A 16,848-nucleotide genomic window follows, 5' to 3' on the forward strand; every position below is an offset into this window, starting at 1 on the left:
AGGCCGGGTGAAATCGTCGGCCGCGGGTGGGTACCGTCGGACCATGACCTGGCTCGCGGCCACGCTGCCGGTGCTCGACCTGGCCACGGACGCGCTCGGTGTGCTGCGCTCGGCCGCGCGTCGCGCCGGGGCGACCGGTCCGCTGGTCGACGACCCCCTCGAACCGGCCCGCGTCGCCGCCGCGTTCGGCTCCGACCGGCTGCTGCGGATCGACGGCGACCCGGTCGCCGGCTTCGCCCCGCACTCGGGGTTCTTCGCGACGTCCGACGGCTGGGTCCGCACGCACGCGAACTATCCCCACCACCGGACGCGTCTGCTGCGGCTGCTCGACCTGCCCGACGACGCCACGCGCGACGACCTGGCCGCCCGGCTCGCGACGTGCTCGGCCCGTCAGGTCGAGGACGACGCCGCCACCACCGGGGCGGTCGTCGTGCGGGTCCGCTCCGAGGACGAGTGGCGCGCCTCGGCGCCCGGCCGGGCCGCCGCCGTCGGACCCCTCGTGCGGGTCGAGCCCCGGTCCCCCGGTCCCCCCGCCGCGTTCTCGGGCACCCGTGGCGGGCCCGCGCCGCTGGCCGGGCTGCGGGTGCTCGACCTGACGCGCGTCATCGCCGGCCCCGTCGGGACCCGGACCCTCGCGCTGCTCGGCGCGGACGTGCTCCGCGTCGACCCGCCGGCGCCCGCCGAGATCGCCGCCCAGCACCTCGACACCGGCCAGGGCAAGCGCACGACGGTCCTCGACCTGCGGGACCGTGCCGACCACCGGCGTGCGCAGGAGCTGCTCGACGCCGCCGACGTCCTGGTCACGGGGTACCGACCGGGTGCTCTGGAGGCGCTCGGGCTCCGCGTGCCCGCGTCGGTGATTCGCGCCCGGGTCTCCGCGTGGGGCACCGACGGCCCGTGGAGCGGCCGACGGGGCTTCGACTCCGTGGTGCAGGCCGCCACCGGGATCGCTCTGGTCGAGTCGCCCGACGGCGTCACGCCGGGGGCGCTGCCGGCCCAGGCACTCGACCACGCCACCGGCTACCTGCTGGCCGCCGGGGTGCTCGACGGCCTGGTCGACCGGTCTGCGGACGGGTCCGGTCGCGACGTGTCGGTCTCGCTGGCCCGCACGGCGGCCCGGCTGCTGGACGCGCCGGGGCGCGACCCGGACCCTCCTCCCGCCGCCGTGCCGCCGGCGTCGACCACCGTGACCCACGCCGGCGTGCGCACGGCGCGCCCGGCCCTGCCGGTCGACGACTACCCCGCTCCGGCGCACCCCTGGGGCTCCGACCCCCCGCTGTGGGCATGAAATCTGCAGCGCTCGAGTCCCCGGAACCTGCAGATTTCATGCCCACAGCGGGTGTGGCGTCGGGTCAGAGGTGATCGAGCCGCTGGAGGATCGCTCCCTCGCGCAGCGCCCACGGGCAGATCTCCACCTCGTCCACGTCCAGGGCACGCATCGCCTCCTCGGCGACGACCGCCCCCGCCACGATCTGCCGGGCACGTCCCGGCCCGATGCCCGGCAGCACCGTGCGATCCCCCGAGGAGAGCTTCGCCAGCCGCGGTTCCCAGTCGGCCAGGTGCTCCTGCCGCATCCGCCACCGCTCGCCGGTGCCCATCACCTGCCGCGGCATCCCGGCGAGACGTGCCAGGGACCGGAACGTCTTCGACGTCGCCACGGCGTGGTCGGGCGCGGGTGCGTCCCGGACCGGGCCGACCGCGTCCTGCAGCACCCGGCGGGCGTGCTTGCGCAGCCGCTCCACGTCGCGCTTGGCCGGCGGGTCCTCCTCGTAGAGGAACTCCCGGGTCGTGCGGCCGGCGCCGAGCGGCACCGACAGCGCGACGTCGGGGGCCTCGTCGACGCCGCTGGCGATCTCGAGGGACCCGCCGCCGATGTCCAGCAGCAGCAGCCGGCCCGCGCCCCAGCCGTACCAGCGACGCGCCGCGAGGAACGTCAGCCGCGCCTCCTCCTCGCCGCCGAGCACCTCGACGGGCACGCCGGCGAGCTCGGAGAGGTCGGCGATCAGCCGGGCCCCGTTGGTCGCGTCCCGCAGCGCCGAGGTCGCCAGCGCCATCGTGGCCTCGATGCCGTGCTCACGCCCCACCGCCACGGCGTCGCCGACCGCCCCGTGCAGGGCCGCCACGCCCTCGGCGGAGATCGACCCGTCCGGTTCCAGGTAGCGCATGAGACGCACGGTGGTCTTGTGGCTCGCCTGGGGGACGGGCCGGGCACCGTGTCGCGCCTCCATGACCAGGAGGTGGACCGTGTTGGAACCGATGTCGATGACGCCCAGCCTCATGAGGGCAACCTACCGGCGCGGGCCGGCGCACCCTCCGTCAGGAGAGGGCCTTGGCCTTGATCGACTCGAACTCCTGCGGGGTGATCGCTCCCTCGTCCAGAAGCTTCTTCGCGGCCGCGATCTGGTCGGCCGGCGCCGGGTGCGACGCCACCGAGCGGATGTAGTCGTCCGTGGCCGCCTTCGACTCCTTGACCGCGGCGAGGTTGCGCTCGGCCATCCCCCGCCCGCGGGCGATGAGGTAGACGAGCGCGGTCAGGAGCGGGACGAAGATCAGGAAGAGGACCCAGACCGCCTTCCACCAGCCGCTGAGGGTGTGGTCACGGAACAGGTCCGCGAGGATCTGGAAGAGCACGATCAGGTAGGCCATGAAGAGGAAGATCCAGAGGAGGAACCAGATGTAGTCCCAGAAGCTGTCCATCGCCGGCACGTCCTTCCGCGGGTGCGTCGACCGCTCGCTGCGGCCTCGCCGATCACGCTACGGGAGGCGCCCCGCACTCGCCCGACAAAAGCCCTATGCGCGTGAGGGGTGTGTTGCCCGAGAGGCCCGAAGGGTCTGCTCCGCGCCGGCGACCACGGCGGCCTCGGCGGCCCGGGCGTCGGCCAGGGCCGTCGCGCGCACCGCGACGATGCGGCCGTGCAGCTCGGTGTGTACGCGACGGCGCACGGTCCGGGCGATCCCCTCGAGATCGGCCTCCGTCGGCGACTGCCCGAACGGGGCGAGCTCCTCGACCAGCCGGGCGGACTCCACGGCGACCTCGTGCTCGACCTGCCGCTCGGCCTCGTCGAACAGCTCGACGACCGCGGCGTCAGCGGCCCGCCCCAGCCGGGTCTCCTCGAAGCGCACGGCCGCGTCCGCGACCAGGTCCCGCGCGCGGTCCAGCTCGGCGTGGTCGGTGGCCGGCGCGTTCGCCTTCAGCGTCGACAGGTCGTACAGCAGCACGCCCTCGACGTCGGCCACCCGCGGGTCCACGTCGCGGTGCAGCGCCAGGTCCAGGATCACCAGCGCCGGCGGCTCCGGGGCCTCCTCGGCCCGCGCCGCCGCCCGTTCCCGTGCCCGTGCCACCGCGGCGGCGTCCAGGACGTACGCCAGAGAGGCCTCGGGGGCGTCCACGCCCGGCAGGTCGCGCGCCCGTCCACGAGCGCCCGAGCAGGACACGACGACGTCGGCGTCCTCGAGCGCCTCGACCAGCGCCTCCAGGTCGGTGGCGACGGCCTCGACGTCGTGCGAGGCCGCGAAGTCCGCCGCCCGTCCCGACCGGGAGTAGACCCGCACGTCGTGGCAGCCGCGGGCGCGCAGGGCCGCCACCGAGGCACCGGCGTAGGCGCCGGTGCCGATGATGACGGCACGGGTCCCGGGGTACGGCGGCAGGGTCTCCCCGGCGAGGTCCAGGCCCAGCGCCACGAGCGAGCGCCCGACCCCGCCGAGCGTCGTGTGGTGACCCACCCGCTTCGAGGTCCGCGACGCCGTCTGGAAGAGCAGCTCGAGGGTCTTCGAGGTGGTCTCGTCGTCGCGCGCGCTCACCAGCGCGCGCTTGACCTGACCGGCGATCTCCCGCTCCCCCACGACCATGGAGTCCAGCCCGGCGGCGACCCCGAACAGGTGCTGGGCCACCTCGGAGCCGGTGCGGACCGTGAACGACCCGGCCGCGGTGTCGGTCGTGACCCCGGAGGACGCGGCGACGAGGTCGGCGACGTGGTGGGTCGCGTGCCGCACGGCGTCGCCATCGAGCGGGGCGTCCACGTCGAGGTAGAGCTCGAACCGGTTGCAGGTGGAGATCACCACCGCGCCCTGGACCGGGCGGCAGCTGCCCACGACCTCACGGCCCACGGAGTGCGAGCCGGACGAGAGGCGCTCGAGCGCGTCCAGGTCCAGCTCGCGGTGGGAGGCGGTGAGAGAGAGGAGTACCACAGTGGCTCCACTTTAAGTTCACCCCGGCGTGGGGGCAGAATCGTCAACCGTGACATCCCCCACGCCGAGCGTCAGCAACCTGCCGTCCACCCATCCCCTGGTCGACGGCCGCACGTCGACGTCCCCCCTGGTCAGGGCCTTGCGTGGTGACCGGCCGGAGCGCACCCCCGTCTGGTTCATGCGCCAGGCCGGGCGCTCCCTGCCCGAGTACCGCGAGGTGCGGCAGGGCATCGGGATGCTCGAGTCCTGCCTGCGGCCGGACCTCGCCGCGGAGATCACGCTGCAGCCGGTGCGCCGGCACGGCGTGGACGCGGCGATCTTCTTCAGCGACATCGTGGTGCCCCTGAAGCTCGCGGGCGTCGACGTGGAGATCGCCTCCGGCGTCGGCCCGGTGATGGACCGCCCCTACCGGACGGCCGCCGACATCGACGAGCTCGTCTCGCGCGACCTGGACGAGACCGCGCTGGCCCCGATCAGCGAGGCCGCCGCGCGCACGGTCGCCGAGCTGTCGGACGGGCCCGGCTCCACCCCGCTCATCGGGTTCGGGGGTGCGCCGTTCACCCTCGCCGCCTACCTCGTCGAGGGCCGGCCCTCGCGGGACCACCTGGCCGCCCGCACGCTGATGCACGCCGACCCGGAGACGTGGCAGCGCCTGACCACATGGACCGCGGACCTCACCGGCCGGTTCCTGCGGGCCCAGATCCTCGCCGGCGCCAGCGCCGTGCAGCTCTTCGACTCCTGGGCCGGCTCGCTGTCCCTGGCCGACTACGTCGCGCACGTGGCGCCGTCGTCGACGCGGGCCCTGCGGCACGTCGCCGACCTGGGCGTGCCGGGCATCCACTTCGGCACCGCGACCGGCCACCTGCTGCCCGCCATGCGCGACGTCCTCGTCGCGGCCGGGCTGACCCACCGCACCGTCGGCGTCGACTACCGCACCCCGCTGGACGAGGCCGCCGGCCGGCTCGGCGACGACGTCCCCCTGCAGGGCAACATCGACCCGGCGCTGCTCGGCGCCCCCTGGCCCGCGCTGGAGGCGCACGTCCGCGACGTCGTCGACCGCGGGCGCGCGGCACCGGCGCACGTGGTCAACCTCGGCCACGGCGTCCCGCCGACCACCGACCCGACGGTGCTCACCCGCGTCGTCGAGCTCGTGCACTCGCTGTGAGCCAGCAGGTGGACGCCGTCGTCGTCGGCGGCGGGATCGGGGGCCTGGTCGCGGCCAGCACGCTCATCGACCGCGGCCTGCGGACCGTCGTCCTGGAGTCCTCGCCCCGGCTCGGCGGACCGATCCGGGGCGGCTCCTTCGAGTCGCTGCCGCGGGTGCCGGTCGACCTCGGTGCCGAGTCGTTCGCCTCCCGGGGGACCGCCGTGGCCGACCTCGCCGGCCGGCTCGGCCTCGAGGTCGTCGCCCCCGCGGCGCTGTCCGCCTGGGGCTACGCCGCGGGTCGTCCGTTCCCGCTGCCCGCCGCCGGGGTGCTCGGCATCCCGGCGGTCCCCTGGGCGGCGGACGTGCGCCGCGTCATCGGCTGGCCCGGCGTCGCCCGGGCCGCCCTGGACCGCGTGCTCCCCCGGTTCGTGGGGGCCGGGGCCGACGACCTCGGCACCCTGGTGCGCGCCCGGCTCGGAGCCCGTGCCACCGACCGGCTCGTCGCCCCGGTGGCCACCGGGGTCCACTCCGCCCCGCTGGATCGCCTGGACGTCGCGGCGGTCGCCCCGGGTCTGCGCGAACGGTTCGCCGTGGAGGGGTCGCTCACGCGCGCCGTGGCCGACCTGCGGGCCGCCGCGCCGGCGGGTTCGGCGGTCCGCGGCATCGCCGGCGGCCTGCACGGGCTGGTCGAGGCGCTGGCCGGGCAGATCGCCGCGAGCGCCGAGGACTGGACCGACTCCCCCACGACCGACGCCACCGGCCCCATCCACACCACGCTGCGCCTGGGCCACGAGGTCGTCGGGGTCGAGCGGGCCGACGACGGCGGCTGGGTCGTGCGCTCGCGGGCCACGTCCGCGCAGGTCCGGGGCGGCCACGGCTCGGTGCACACCACCATCGCCGAGCGCCTGGTGGTGGCCACCCCCACGGTGGCGCCCATGCTGGAGCCGTGGACCGGTGTGGTCCCCGTCCCGGAGCAGGGTGCGGACGTCTGGCTGGCGACGCTGCTGCTCGACGCCCCCGAGCTGGACGCCGCACCCCGCGGCTCCGGGATGCTCGTCGCCCCCGACGCCGGGCCGGTGCGGGCCAAGGCCATGACCCACTCGACGGCGAAGTGGCCGTGGCTGGCCGAGCGCGTCCGCGCCGCGGCCGGCGAGGGCATGCACGTCGTCCGGCTGTCCTACGGCCGGCTCGGCGAGCCCACGGTCCCGCCCACGGCCGAGGAGGCCGCGCGCGACGCCGCCGAGCTGCTGGGCGTACCCGTCGCGGACCGCGTGGTCGACCACCTGCTGCAGCGCTGGGACGGCGCGCTGCCGCCGCCGACCCCGGCCTACCGCACGGCGGTGGCCGACCTGGGGGCCGCCGTCGGCCGGACGCCGGGGCTCGCGACCACCGGGGGCTGGGTCGCCGGGACCGGTCTCGCCGCGATCGTCACGCACGCCCAGGCGGCCGTCGCCGGGCTCTAGGCCCGGGCTACGCCTGCCGACCCGCGGGCCTGGCCGAGTGAATGCCCGCCGACCTGCCTGCCAGCTCGGCCGCGCGGTCGTACCTTCCGTCACGCGGTCGTACCTTCCGTCACGCGGTCGTACCGGGCGGGTACGACCGCGTGACGGAAGGTACGACCTAGCAAGGGAGCCGACGCTCTCGCCGCGGGTCACTCGGCCGGTTCGCCGCCCACCCAGCCGCGCTGGTCGATGACCGGCCGGCGGGCGCCGTAGTCCTCGTGGATCAGCGGCGAGGAGATCATCATGTCCGCCGTGGCGACGTTGCACGCCATCGGCGCGTTCCAGACCGCCGCGAGGCGCAGCAGGGCCTTGACGTCCGGGTCGTGGGGCTGCGCCTCGAGGGGGTCCCAGAAGAAGATCAGCATGTCGATCGTGCCCTCGGCGATCTTGGCGCCGATCTGCTGGTCGCCCCCGACCGGGCCGGAGAGCAGGCGGTTCACGGGCAGCCCGAGCTCGAACTCGAGCATCGTCCCGGTGGTGCCGGTGGCCCAGAGCTGATGGCCGGCGAGGGTGTCGCGGTTGAACTCCGCCCACCGCAGCAGCTCGACCTTCTTGTTGTCGTGCGCCACCAGGGCGATGTCGTGTCGGACGGCCTCCATGGAGCGCTCCTCTCCGTCGGGGCACCCCCGTGCCCCCTGGTGCTCATGCTGTCACGAGGGCACTGTGAGATCCGCCGGAACAGGGCCGTCCGGGTTGTCCCGGACCCCTCGGTTCGCGAGAGACTGGACGGGTGAGCACCCTCGACGTCACCCACCTGCGCCTCGGCACCCGGGCCAGCCGACTGGCGACCACGCAGTCCGGCTTCGTGGCGCGCCGCCTGACCGAGCTGCTCGAGCACCCCGTCGAGCTGGTCCACGTCCGGACCGCCGGGGACGCCGACCGCACGACCTCGCTCTCCCAGCTCGGCGGCACGGGCGTGTTCGTCGCCGCGCTGCGCGAGGCCCTGCTCGACGAGCGCTGCGACGTCGCGGTGCACTCGCTGAAGGACCTGCCCACGGCCCAGCCTGCCGGTCTGACGTTCGTCACGCCGGAACGGGAGGACCCCCGCGACGCGCTGTGCGCCCGCGACGGGTTGACGCTGGAGACGCTGCCCCGCAACGGCCGGGTCGGCACCGGTTCTCCGCGCCGGGCCGCCCAGCTGCAGGCGGCCCGGCCCGACCTCGAGATCGTCGACATCCGAGGCAACGTCGAGACCCGGCTGGCCCGGGCCCTCGGCGAGGACGCCGACCTGGACGCCGTCGTGCTCGCCTTCGCCGGGCTGAGCCGGCTGGACCGCACCGAGGTCGTCAGCGAGGTGCTCGACCCGTCGGTCGTCGCCCCGGCCCCCGGGCAGGGCGCCCTCGCGGTCGAGGCCCGTGCCGTCGACCTCGCCGACGGCGCGCTCGCCCAGGCGTTCGCCGCCCTGGACCACCGGCCCACCCGGTTGGCGGTGACCGCCGAGCGCGGGGTGCTGGCCCGTCTCGAGGCCGGGTGCTCGGCCCCGATCGGCGCCCACGCCCGCCTGGAGGACGGCGAGCTCGTCATGTCGGCCGTCGTCGGGCGGGTCGACGGCGCCGAGCAGCTCACCCACACGGCCCGGGTCGCCGTCGGGCCCGACCTGTCCGACGCCGACGCGGACACGGCGGCCCGCGCGCTGGGCGTCCGGGTCGCCGAACGGCTGCTCGCCGACGGCGCCGCGCGGCTGGCACCGCTGACCGCGGCACCGCCGTCCCGCGGCGACGCCGACCGGACGCTGACCGGGACGGACGACCCGGAGGTCCCGTGACCGCCCCGGACCCACGTCCCCCGCTGACGGGACGGTCGGTGCTGCTGCCGCGCTCGCCGGAGCGGGCGGCCGGGCTGGCCGCGCTGCTGCGCGACGCCGGGGCGGACGTCACCGTCGCCCCGGTGATCACCCGGGCTCCGGCGCACGACCAGGAGGCCCTGCGCGGGACCGTGGCCCACCTGCACGACGGACGGTTCGCCTGGACCGTGATCACCAGCGTGAACGCGGTCGAGGCCCTGGCCGGGGTTGCCGCCCGCCCGCTCGCCGCCGCACCCACCCGGTGGGCCGCCGTGGGCCCGGCCACCGTCCGCGCGCTGCGGGCCGTGGACGTCGAGCCGGAGCTGGTGCCCGCGGACGCCTCGGCCGACGGGCTCGTCACCGCCTTCCCGCACGCCGACGAGGAGGGGCGACCCGTGCTGCTGCCGCTCGGGGACCGCGCCCGCCCCACCCTGCGCGACGGTCTGGCCGCCCGCGGTTGGCACCCCGAGGTGGTCACCGCCTACCGCACCGTGCGCACCGCGCTGCCGGCGGACGTCGTCGGCCGCCCCTACGACCTGGTCGTGGTCACCTCGGGCTCCGTCGCCCGAGAGATCGCCGCCCAGCTCGGCACCGCCGCACCCGTCGTCGCGATCGGCCGTCCCTCGGCCGACACCGCGCACGAGGTGGGCCTGACCGTCGCGGGCGTCGCGTCCGCACCGACCGACGACGGCCTCGCCGCCGCCGTCACGACCGCCCTGGAGCAGAACTCATGAGCACGTCCGGCATCGTCTACCGGCCCCGCCGTCTGCGCACGACACCGCGGATGCGCCGGCTCGCCGCCGAGACCCGGCTGCACCCGGCCGACCTCGTGCTGCCGCTGTTCGTCAAGGAGGGGCTGACCGAGCCCGCGCCGATCTCGTCGATGCCCGGCCAGGTGCAGCACACCGAGGCCACGCTGGCCGACGCCGTCGCCGCCGCGGCTCGCGCGGGGGTCGGCGGGGTGATGCTCTTCGGCATCCCGGCCGAGCGGGACGGCCGCGGCACCGCCGGCGACGACCCGGACGGCATCCTGCAGCGCGGGATCCGGGCCGCGCGCGCGGCCGTGACCGCCGTCGAGGCGGAGACGGGGCGCCCCGGCCCCGTGGTCATGGCCGACACCTGCCTGGACGAGTTCACCGACCACGGCCACTGCGGCGTGCTCACCCCCGAGGGCGTCGTCGACAACGACAGCACCCTGGAGCGCTACGCGACGATGGCGGTCGCGCAGGCGAAGGCCGGCGCCGAGGTGGTCTCGCCGTCGGGCATGATGGACGGCCAGGTCGCCGTGATCCGTGACGCGCTGGACGACGCGGGCTTCGAGGACGTGTCGATCCTCGCCTACAGCGCCAAGTACGCCAGCGCCTTCTACGGGCCGTTCCGCGAGGCCGTCGACTCCGCGCTGCAGGGCGACCGGCGGACCTACCAGATGGACGCCGCCAACTCCCGCGAGGGGCTGCGCGAGGCCGACCTGGACCTGGCCGAGGGGGCGGACATGGTCATGGTCAAGCCAGCCGGGACCTCCCTGGACGTCCTGCGCGGCGTCGCCGACCGTGCCGACGTGCCCGTGGCCGCCTACCAGGTCTCCGGCGAGTACGCGATGATCGAGGCGGCGGCCGCGAACGGCTGGATCGACCGCCGCGGTGCCGTCCTGGAGTCGGTGCTGGCCATCAAGCGGGCCGGCGCCGACGTGATCCTCACCTACTGGGCGCACGAGATCGCGGACTGGCTCGCCTGACCCGGCCGAGCCCCCGCCACCACCGAACGGAAGGACCACGATGACGGACACCGCAGGCTTCGGCCAGGTCGAGACGGCGCTCGTGGGCGCCACGCCCCCGGCCGACAACCACTCCGCGTTCCTGCGTGCCCAGGACGCCATCCCCGGCGGGGTGAACTCCCCGGTGCGCGCCTATGGCTCGGTCGGCGGCGACCCGCGGTTCCTGACGTCGGCCCGCGGCCCCTACGTCACCGACGTCGCCGGGCGCGAGTACGTCGACCTCGTCGGATCCTGGGGCCCGGCCCTGCTCGGGCACGCCCACCCCGAGGTGGTGGCCGCCGTGCAGGAGGCGGCATCGCGCGGACTGTCCTTCGGCGCGCCGACGATCGGCGAGGTCGAGCTCGCCGAGGAGATCCGTCGGCGGGTCCCGGCCGCCGAGCACGTCCGGCTGGTGTCCACCGGCACCGAGGCGACGATGACGGCGGTGCGGCTGGCGCGGGGCGTCACCGGACGCCCGCTGGTCGTCAAGTTCGCCGGCTGCTACCACGGGCACGTGGACGCGCTGCTCGCCGAGGCCGGGTCGGGCGTCGCGACGCTGGCCATGCCCGGGTCGGCCGGGGTCACCGAGGCCGCGGCCGCCGAGACCCTCGTCCTGCCGTACAACGACCTGGACGCCGTCGAGGCGGTGTTCGCCGCGCACGGCGACCGCATCGCTGCCGTCATCACCGAGTCGGCCCCCGCGAACATGGGTGTCGTGCCGCCCGCGCCGGGCTTCAACGCCGGGCTGCGCCGCCTGACCTCCCAGCACGGGGCGCTGCTCGTCCTGGACGAGGTGCTCACCGGGTTCCGCGTCTCCGACGCCGGCTACTGGGGTCTGGCCCGGGCGCAGGGCGAGGACTGGACCCCGGACCTGTTCACCTTCGGCAAGGTCGTCGGCGGCGGCATGCCGGTGGCCGCGCTGGCCGGCGCCGCGTCGGTCATGGACCATCTCGCCCCGACCGGCCCCGTCTACCAGGCGGGCACGCTGTCCGGGAACCCCGTCGCCGTGGCCGCGGGCCTGGCGACGCTGCGGCTGGCCGACGATCTCGTGTACGACCGGGTGTCCGAGGTGGCCGGCACCGTGTCGACAGCTCTCGAGGAGGCCCTGGACGCCGAGGGCGTGCCGCACCGCGTGCAGCGCGTGGGGTCGCTGTTCTCGGTCTTCTTCGGCGAGGCCGCGGCTCGCGACGGCGTGGCGTCGTTCGCCGACGCCCGGGCCCAGGACGTCTTCCGCCACCGGCCGTTCTTCCACGCGATGCTCGACGCGGGCGTCAACCTGCCGCCCTCGCTGTTCGAGGCGTGGTTCTGCTCGGCGGCGCACGACGAGGAGGCGGTCGGCCGCATCCTCGAGGCGCTGCCCGCGGCGGCGAGGGCCGCGGCGGCCGCGACGGCCTGACCCGGCTCCCGAGCACCCGTGCCCCGGTACCCAGGGCGGGTACCGGGGCACGGTCGTCCCGCGCCGACGACGGTCAGCGGGCGCCGACGCCGTCGGTCCCGGTGGCCGCCGTGGTGCGGTTGGTCGGTGCGACGACGATCCGCACCGTGCCCGCCTTGCCCTTGCGGATCCGCGTGACGACCTCTCCGCCCGTCCCGGTCGTGACGTACTTGACGGTGCTCCAGCTCGCCGCGCCGTCCGGCTTGAACTGGATCGCGACCTCGACGCCCTTCCTGGCCCTCCACGTCCCCTCGTAGGACGTCGAGGACTTCCAGACGTTCTCCTTGACCGTCCCGCGGACCTGGACGTAGGCCCGGGAGCCGCTCTTCCGGTAGGCGTCCGTGCCCACGACCTTGCGCGCGTTGCGCAGGTACACGGTCGTCAGGTGGTCGTCGAACGGGTAGAGCAACGAACCGCCGTACACGGGCGCCGTCTCGGCCCCCACGGCGAGCCGCTGCGGCGCGAGGCGGTCGTACTTGCGGAAGACGACGGTGGTCTTCTTGGTCGTCTCGACCGTGTCGGTGAAGTCGGCCCAGGAGAACTGCCAGTCGCCGTTGATCGACTCGGCGGTCGCGTAGCCGGCGTCACCCCACCACCCGGTGAAGGTGCCGGGTCCCGAGAACGCCAGCTTGGCCGTCACCGGGACCTTGGTGTAGCCCGCCCGGTTGATGGTCACGTACTTCGGTGTGGTCACCGTCATGCGGACGGACCGGCCCTCGGTGTCCGAGTCGGTGACGGATCCGGATCCGGCGGTCGCCGGTGCGGCGACCCCTCCGACGGCCAGCAGGGCGCCCACCACGGACGCCACGATCATGCGCTTCATCGACGCTCCCTGATCTGCCGCTCGGCACAGCGCTCGGGCGGCGGCTCAACATAGCGCCACCGGGGCGTGAACGACCAGGTCATGCCCCTTTTTCACCCCGTCGCGCCCCGACGGGTCGCGGCGGCAGGACGTCCCGGCGGCAGGGCGTCCCGGCGGGAGGACCGGTGCGCGCGATCCTGGTGACGACCAGCACCCTTGGGTACGTTGGGTGGATCTCGGGGGCCCCGGCTCCCTCGACCGGTGCCAGGAGAGGATCAGAGATGAACAAGTCCGAGCTCGCCGCGGCCGTCGCCGAACGCACCGAGAGCACCCCGACCCAGGCGCGGCGGCAGGTCGACGCCGTCCTGGACTCGATCATGGAGAGCGTCTCCGCCGGTGAACGCGTCTCCTTGCTCGGCTTCGGAACCTTCACCGGCGCGGAGCGCCCCGCCCGGACCGCCCGCAACCCGCGCACGGGCGACACGGTCGAGGTCCCGGCCGCCGTCGTCCCGCGCTTCCGGGCCGGCTCGGGGTTCAAGGCGCGGGTCTCGGGCGGCGACCCCGCCCCCGCCACGAACGGTGCCTCGACGGACACCGCGAAGACGGCGGCCACGGACGCGAAGGCCGACACGGGCAAGAAGAACAAGAAGGGGAAGAAGAACAAGAAGGCCGACAAGGGCAAGAAGTCGGCCAAGGGCTCCCCGAAGGCGGCCTCGGGCAAGGACGCGAAGAAGTCCGGGAAGAGCAAGAAGTCGAAGAAGAAGTGACGGCGGACCGTGCCCGGAATCACCCTTGACCACATACCCCCGGAGGGTATGCTGGAGCCATGACCGAGACAACAGCGCCCGACCCGACCACGGCGGTCGGCGCGGACGAGCACGACGGCCCGCACGGGTACGCCTCGGACAAGGCGGCGTACCTCAAGCGCATGCGCCGCATCGAGGGCCAGGTCCGCGGCATCGCCCGGATGATCGACGAGGACGTCTACTGCATCGACATCCTGACCCAGGTGTCAGCCGTGACGAAGGCGCTGCAGTCCGTGAGCCTGGCGCTGGTCGAGGACCATCTCAACCACTGCGTCGTCGGGGCCGCCCGCGAGTCCGACGAGGCAGGGGCCGCGAAGGTCAAGGAGGCGACCGATGCCATCGGACGCCTCGTCCGCAGCTGATCGAAGGAGACCGAGGAGCACCATGAGCACCGTCACCACGCTGGGCGTCACCGGCATGACCAGCACCGACTCCGTCGCGCGCGTCACCGAGCGCATCGAGACCGTCGACCGCGCCGAGCACGTCAGCATCGTGCTCCACCCGGACGCGGAGTCCGAGGTCACGGTCTTCTCCGACGAGCCGCTCGACGAGGCTGCGCTGCGCGCCGCCGTCGAGGAGGCGGGCTACGAGGTCGCCTCGCTCGACGTGCAGACGGACGCGCTCGCGGCCCAGCAGGCCGAGCAGGCGCCCGGCAAGCAGCGGGCGCACGACGACGCCGCGCACACCTGGGGCCGCTGAGCAGCCCCCAGCGCCCCCCTTCTTCCCGCGGACCGTCCGCCGACCCGCCGTCCTGCCGGACGGCGCGGACCCTCTGCGCCGCACCGGACACCCCGGTGCACCCGACCGCGCCGACCGCCTCCCCGGTCCGCCGCCGGTGACATCCACGCACGCACCACAGGAGTCACCTCCCATGACCACCACCCCCAGCCCGACCGTGCGCGAGGTCGACCTCGCCGTCTCGGGCATGACCTGCGCCAGCTGCGTCGCGCGCGTCGAGAAGAAGCTCGGCAAGCTCCCCGGCGTCGAGGCGACCGTGAACCTTCCCCTCGAGACCGCGCACGTGGTCCTCACCGAGGAGCACGACGACGACGCCCTCGTGCGAGCCGTCGAGGCCGCGGGCTACACCGCGACGATCACCCGCTCGCGCAGCGCGGAGGCGTCGTCCGACCCCGGAGCGGGCACCGACGTGCTCCTCGCACCCGACGGGCAGGACGGCCCCGGGCCGGAGGAGTCCTCCGACGCGCCGGCGGCGGAGGAGGCGCCCGCCGCCGGCGGCGCCGAGTACCGCGGCGCCGACCTGCTCCGCCGGCTCCGCGTGTCCGCCGTGCTCACCGTGCCGGTCGTCGCGCTGTCGATGGTGCCCGCCTGGCAGTTCCCCGGCTGGCAGTGGGTCGTGGCGGCCCTGGCGCTGCCCGTGGTCACCTGGGGCGCGTGGCCGTTCCACACGGCGGCCGCCCGCGCCGCGCGGCACGGGTCGTCCACGATGGACACCCTGGTGTCGATCGGCGTCACCGCCGCGACCCTCTGGTCGCTGTGGGCCCTGCTCCTCGGCGGGGCCGGCGAGATCGGCATGACGATGGACGTGTCGCTGCTGCCCTCCCGCGAGCACGCCGGCGCACCGGAGCTCTACTTCGAGGTCGCGGCGGTGGTCACGACCTTCCTGCTCGCCGGACGGTACGCCGAGCACCGCTCGAAGCGGCGGGCCGGCGACGCGCTGCGCACGCTGCTCGAGATGGGCGCCAAGGACGCCGAGCGCGTCCGCACCCGACCGGACGGCACCCCCGTGACCCGCGACGACGGCCGGCCGGTCACCGACCGCGTGGCCGTCTCCGCGCTGCGCGTCGGCGACCTGTTCGCCGTGCGGCCCGGATCCACGATCGCCACCGACGGCGAGGTCGTCGAGGGCACCTCCGCGGTGGACACCTCCCTGCTGACCGGGGAGCCGGTGCCCGTGGACGTCGCACCCGGCGACGCCGTCACCGGTGCCACCGTCAACACCTCCGGTCATCTCCTGGTGCGGGCCACCCGGGTCGGCGAGGAGACGACGCTGGCGCAGATCGGTCGGCTCGTCGCCCAGGCGCAGACCGGCAAGGCGCCGGTGCAGCGACTCGCGGACCGCATCTCCGCGGTGTTCGTGCCGATCGTGCTGACCCTGTCCGTGCTGACGTTCGGCGGGTGGCTGCTCGCCGGTGCGGACCTGCCGTTCGCCTTCACGGCCGCGGTCGCCGTGCTCATCATCGCGTGCCCGTGCGCCCTGGGGCTGGCGACGCCGACGGCGCTGCTGGTCGGCACCGGGCGCGGGGCCCAGCTCGGCGTCCTCATCAAGGGGCCGGAGATCCTCGAGTCCACGCGCCGGGTCGACACCGTGGTGCTCGACAAGACCGGCACGGTCACCGCCGGCGCGATGGCGCTGGAGCGGGTCGTCCCCGCGGCCGGGGTCGACGCCGACGAGGCGTTGCGGCACGCCGCCGCCGTGGAGGCACGCAGCGAGCACCCGATCGCCCAGGCGATCGCGCACGCGCCCGCGGCGGCTGCCGAAGGACACGACGCGCCGCACTCCGCGGGGGATCCTGCCGCGGACCCGGGCCACCGGCCCGCTGAGCTCGGGGCCGACGGCGTCACGGCCGGCGCGCTGCAGGTGTTCGGCTTCCGCAGCGTCCCCGGCGGGGGCGTCGAGGCCGTCGTGCGGACCGCGCACTCCGGGCTGGGCGACGCGGGCCTGGGTAGCCGCCGGGTCACCGTCGGCCGGCTGAGCTGGCTCGACGAGACCGACGTCCGTGTCCCCGACGAGGTGCGGGACACCGTCGCGGAGGCGGAGGACGACGGGGCGACCGCCGTCGTCGTCGCCTGGGAAGGGTCGGCCCGCGCCGTGCTCGTGCTGCGCGACCCGGTGAAGCCGACGTCGGCCGAGGCCGTGCGGGAGCTGCGCGACCTCGGGCTGCACCCGGTGCTGCTGACCGGGGACGCCGAGGGCGCGGCCCGCGCCGCGGCGGCCGCGGTCGGGGTCGACGAGGTGATCGCCCGGGTGCTGCCGCAGGACAAGGCGGCCACCGTCGCGCGCCTGCAGTCCGAGGGGCGGACGGTCGCGATGGTCGGCGACGGCGTGAACGACGCCGCCGCCCTGGCCACGGCCGACCTGGGCCTGGCCATGGGCACCGGCACCGACGTGGCGATCGAGGCCAGCGACATCACGCTGGTGCGCGGCGACCTGCGGGCGGCCGCCACCGCCGTCCGGCTGTCCCGGCGCACCCTGCGGATCATCCAGCAGAACCTGTTCTGGGCGTTCGCCTACAACGTCGCCGCGATCCCCCTGGCCGCGGCCGGTCTGCTCAACCCGATGATCGCGGGTGCGGCGATGGCGGCCTCGTCGGTAATCGTCGTGAGCAACTCGCTGCGCCTGCGCCGCGCCGGCTGAGATCGTCGTCGTGGGCATGAAATCTGCAGGTCAGGACCGGTCCTGACCTGCAGATT

General features: G+C 75.2%; 16 protein-coding genes. 11 read left to right on the forward strand and 5 right to left on the reverse strand.

Annotated elements, in window-relative coordinates:
• Window positions 1–43 precede the first annotated feature (43 nt).
• On the forward strand, window positions 44–1,288 hold the full coding sequence (locus tag HLI28_RS02625; protein WP_171245915.1) for a CoA transferase: 1,245 nt from the start codon (window positions 44–46) through the stop codon (window positions 1,286–1,288).
• 64 nt (window positions 1,289–1,352) lie between these two features.
• On the opposite strand, the gene HLI28_RS02630 is transcribed toward HLI28_RS02625, so the two are convergent.
• The 3 genes from HLI28_RS02630 to HLI28_RS02640 form a co-directional block, all read right to left on the reverse strand.
• The gene (locus HLI28_RS02630) at window positions 1,353–2,279 is read right to left on the reverse strand and encodes a Ppx/GppA family phosphatase (RefSeq protein WP_171245916.1); all 927 of its coding nucleotides are present in this window, start codon (window positions 2,277–2,279) and stop codon (window positions 1,353–1,355) included.
• A 37-nt stretch (window positions 2,280–2,316) separates the two neighbouring features.
• Window positions 2,317–2,697: an SHOCT domain-containing protein gene (locus tag HLI28_RS02635; RefSeq protein ID WP_171245917.1), complete on the reverse strand. Its 381-nt coding sequence runs from the start codon at window positions 2,695–2,697 to the stop codon at window positions 2,317–2,319.
• Between the two features lie 93 nt (window positions 2,698–2,790).
• On the reverse strand, window positions 2,791–4,188 hold the full coding sequence (locus HLI28_RS02640; protein WP_171245918.1) for a glutamyl-tRNA reductase: 1,398 nt from the start codon (window positions 4,186–4,188) through the stop codon (window positions 2,791–2,793).
• A gap of 49 nt (window positions 4,189–4,237) precedes the next feature.
• On the opposite strand from HLI28_RS02640, the gene hemE reads away from it, so the two are divergent.
• Window positions 4,238–5,353: a uroporphyrinogen decarboxylase gene (gene hemE / locus HLI28_RS02645; protein ID WP_171245919.1), complete on the forward strand. Its 1,116-nt coding sequence runs from the start codon at window positions 4,238–4,240 to the stop codon at window positions 5,351–5,353.
• On the forward strand, window positions 5,350–6,798 hold the full coding sequence (locus tag HLI28_RS02650; protein ID WP_171245920.1) for an FAD-dependent oxidoreductase: 1,449 nt from the start codon (window positions 5,350–5,352) through the stop codon (window positions 6,796–6,798). Before hemE ends, HLI28_RS02650 begins: the two co-directional genes overlap by 4 nt.
• A gap of 188 nt (window positions 6,799–6,986) precedes the next feature.
• Here the strand turns inward: HLI28_RS02650 and HLI28_RS02655 are convergent, their stop codons facing one another.
• A complete protein-coding gene (locus tag HLI28_RS02655; RefSeq protein ID WP_171245921.1) occupies window positions 6,987–7,436 on the reverse strand; it encodes a methylglyoxal synthase in 450 nt (149 codons plus the stop codon).
• Between the two features lie 131 nt (window positions 7,437–7,567).
• Between HLI28_RS02655 and hemC the strand changes: the two genes are divergently transcribed.
• Genes hemC through hemL form a run of 4 tightly spaced genes read left to right on the forward strand, consistent with a single transcriptional unit; the run spans window position 7,568 to window position 11,769 of the window.
• Window positions 7,568–8,602 (forward strand): hydroxymethylbilane synthase, encoded by a 1,035-nt coding sequence (hemC, locus tag HLI28_RS02660; protein WP_171245922.1) that lies wholly within the window; start codon window positions 7,568–7,570, stop codon window positions 8,600–8,602.
• Window positions 8,599–9,354, forward strand: coding sequence for a uroporphyrinogen-III synthase (locus HLI28_RS02665; protein ID WP_171245923.1), 756 nt, complete (start codon window positions 8,599–8,601; stop codon window positions 9,352–9,354). The genes hemC and HLI28_RS02665 overlap by 4 nt, the downstream gene beginning before the upstream one ends.
• Window positions 9,351–10,355, forward strand: coding sequence for a porphobilinogen synthase (gene hemB, locus HLI28_RS02670; protein WP_171245924.1), 1,005 nt, complete (start codon window positions 9,351–9,353; stop codon window positions 10,353–10,355). Before HLI28_RS02665 ends, hemB begins: the two co-directional genes overlap by 4 nt.
• 40 nt (window positions 10,356–10,395) lie before the next feature.
• Entirely contained in the window at window positions 10,396–11,769 is a 1,374-nt protein-coding gene (hemL, locus tag HLI28_RS02675; RefSeq protein ID WP_171245925.1) for a glutamate-1-semialdehyde 2,1-aminomutase, read from the forward strand.
• Between the two features lie 73 nt (window positions 11,770–11,842).
• On the opposite strand, the gene HLI28_RS02680 is transcribed toward hemL, so the two are convergent.
• Window positions 11,843–12,631, reverse strand: a complete 789-nt coding sequence (locus HLI28_RS02680; RefSeq protein WP_171245926.1) for a hypothetical protein — start codon at window positions 12,629–12,631, stop codon at window positions 11,843–11,845.
• A 260-nt stretch (window positions 12,632–12,891) separates the two neighbouring features.
• On the opposite strand from HLI28_RS02680, the gene HLI28_RS15715 reads away from it, so the two are divergent.
• From HLI28_RS15715 to HLI28_RS02700, 4 genes are all read left to right on the forward strand, one after another.
• Window positions 12,892–13,377 carry an HU family DNA-binding protein gene (locus HLI28_RS15715; protein WP_171245927.1) on the forward strand — a complete coding sequence of 162 codons (486 nt, stop codon included), beginning with the start codon at window positions 12,892–12,894 and terminating at the stop codon, window positions 13,375–13,377.
• Between the two features lie 59 nt (window positions 13,378–13,436).
• Complete coding sequence (locus HLI28_RS02690) at window positions 13,437–13,778, forward strand: metal-sensitive transcriptional regulator (RefSeq protein WP_171245928.1); 342 nt, start codon at window positions 13,437–13,439, stop codon at window positions 13,776–13,778.
• Between the two features lie 22 nt (window positions 13,779–13,800).
• On the forward strand, window positions 13,801–14,115 hold the full coding sequence (locus tag HLI28_RS02695) for a heavy-metal-associated domain-containing protein (RefSeq protein WP_171245929.1): 315 nt from the start codon (window positions 13,801–13,803) through the stop codon (window positions 14,113–14,115).
• 172 nt (window positions 14,116–14,287) lie between these two features.
• Window positions 14,288–16,792 (forward strand): heavy metal translocating P-type ATPase, encoded by a 2,505-nt coding sequence (locus HLI28_RS02700; protein WP_171245930.1) that lies wholly within the window; start codon window positions 14,288–14,290, stop codon window positions 16,790–16,792.
• Window positions 16,793–16,848: the final 56 nt, after the last annotated feature.

It is taken from the genome of Isoptericola sediminis, from assembly GCF_013085345.1.
GTDB lineage: Bacteria > Actinomycetota > Actinomycetes > Actinomycetales > Cellulomonadaceae > Isoptericola > Isoptericola sediminis.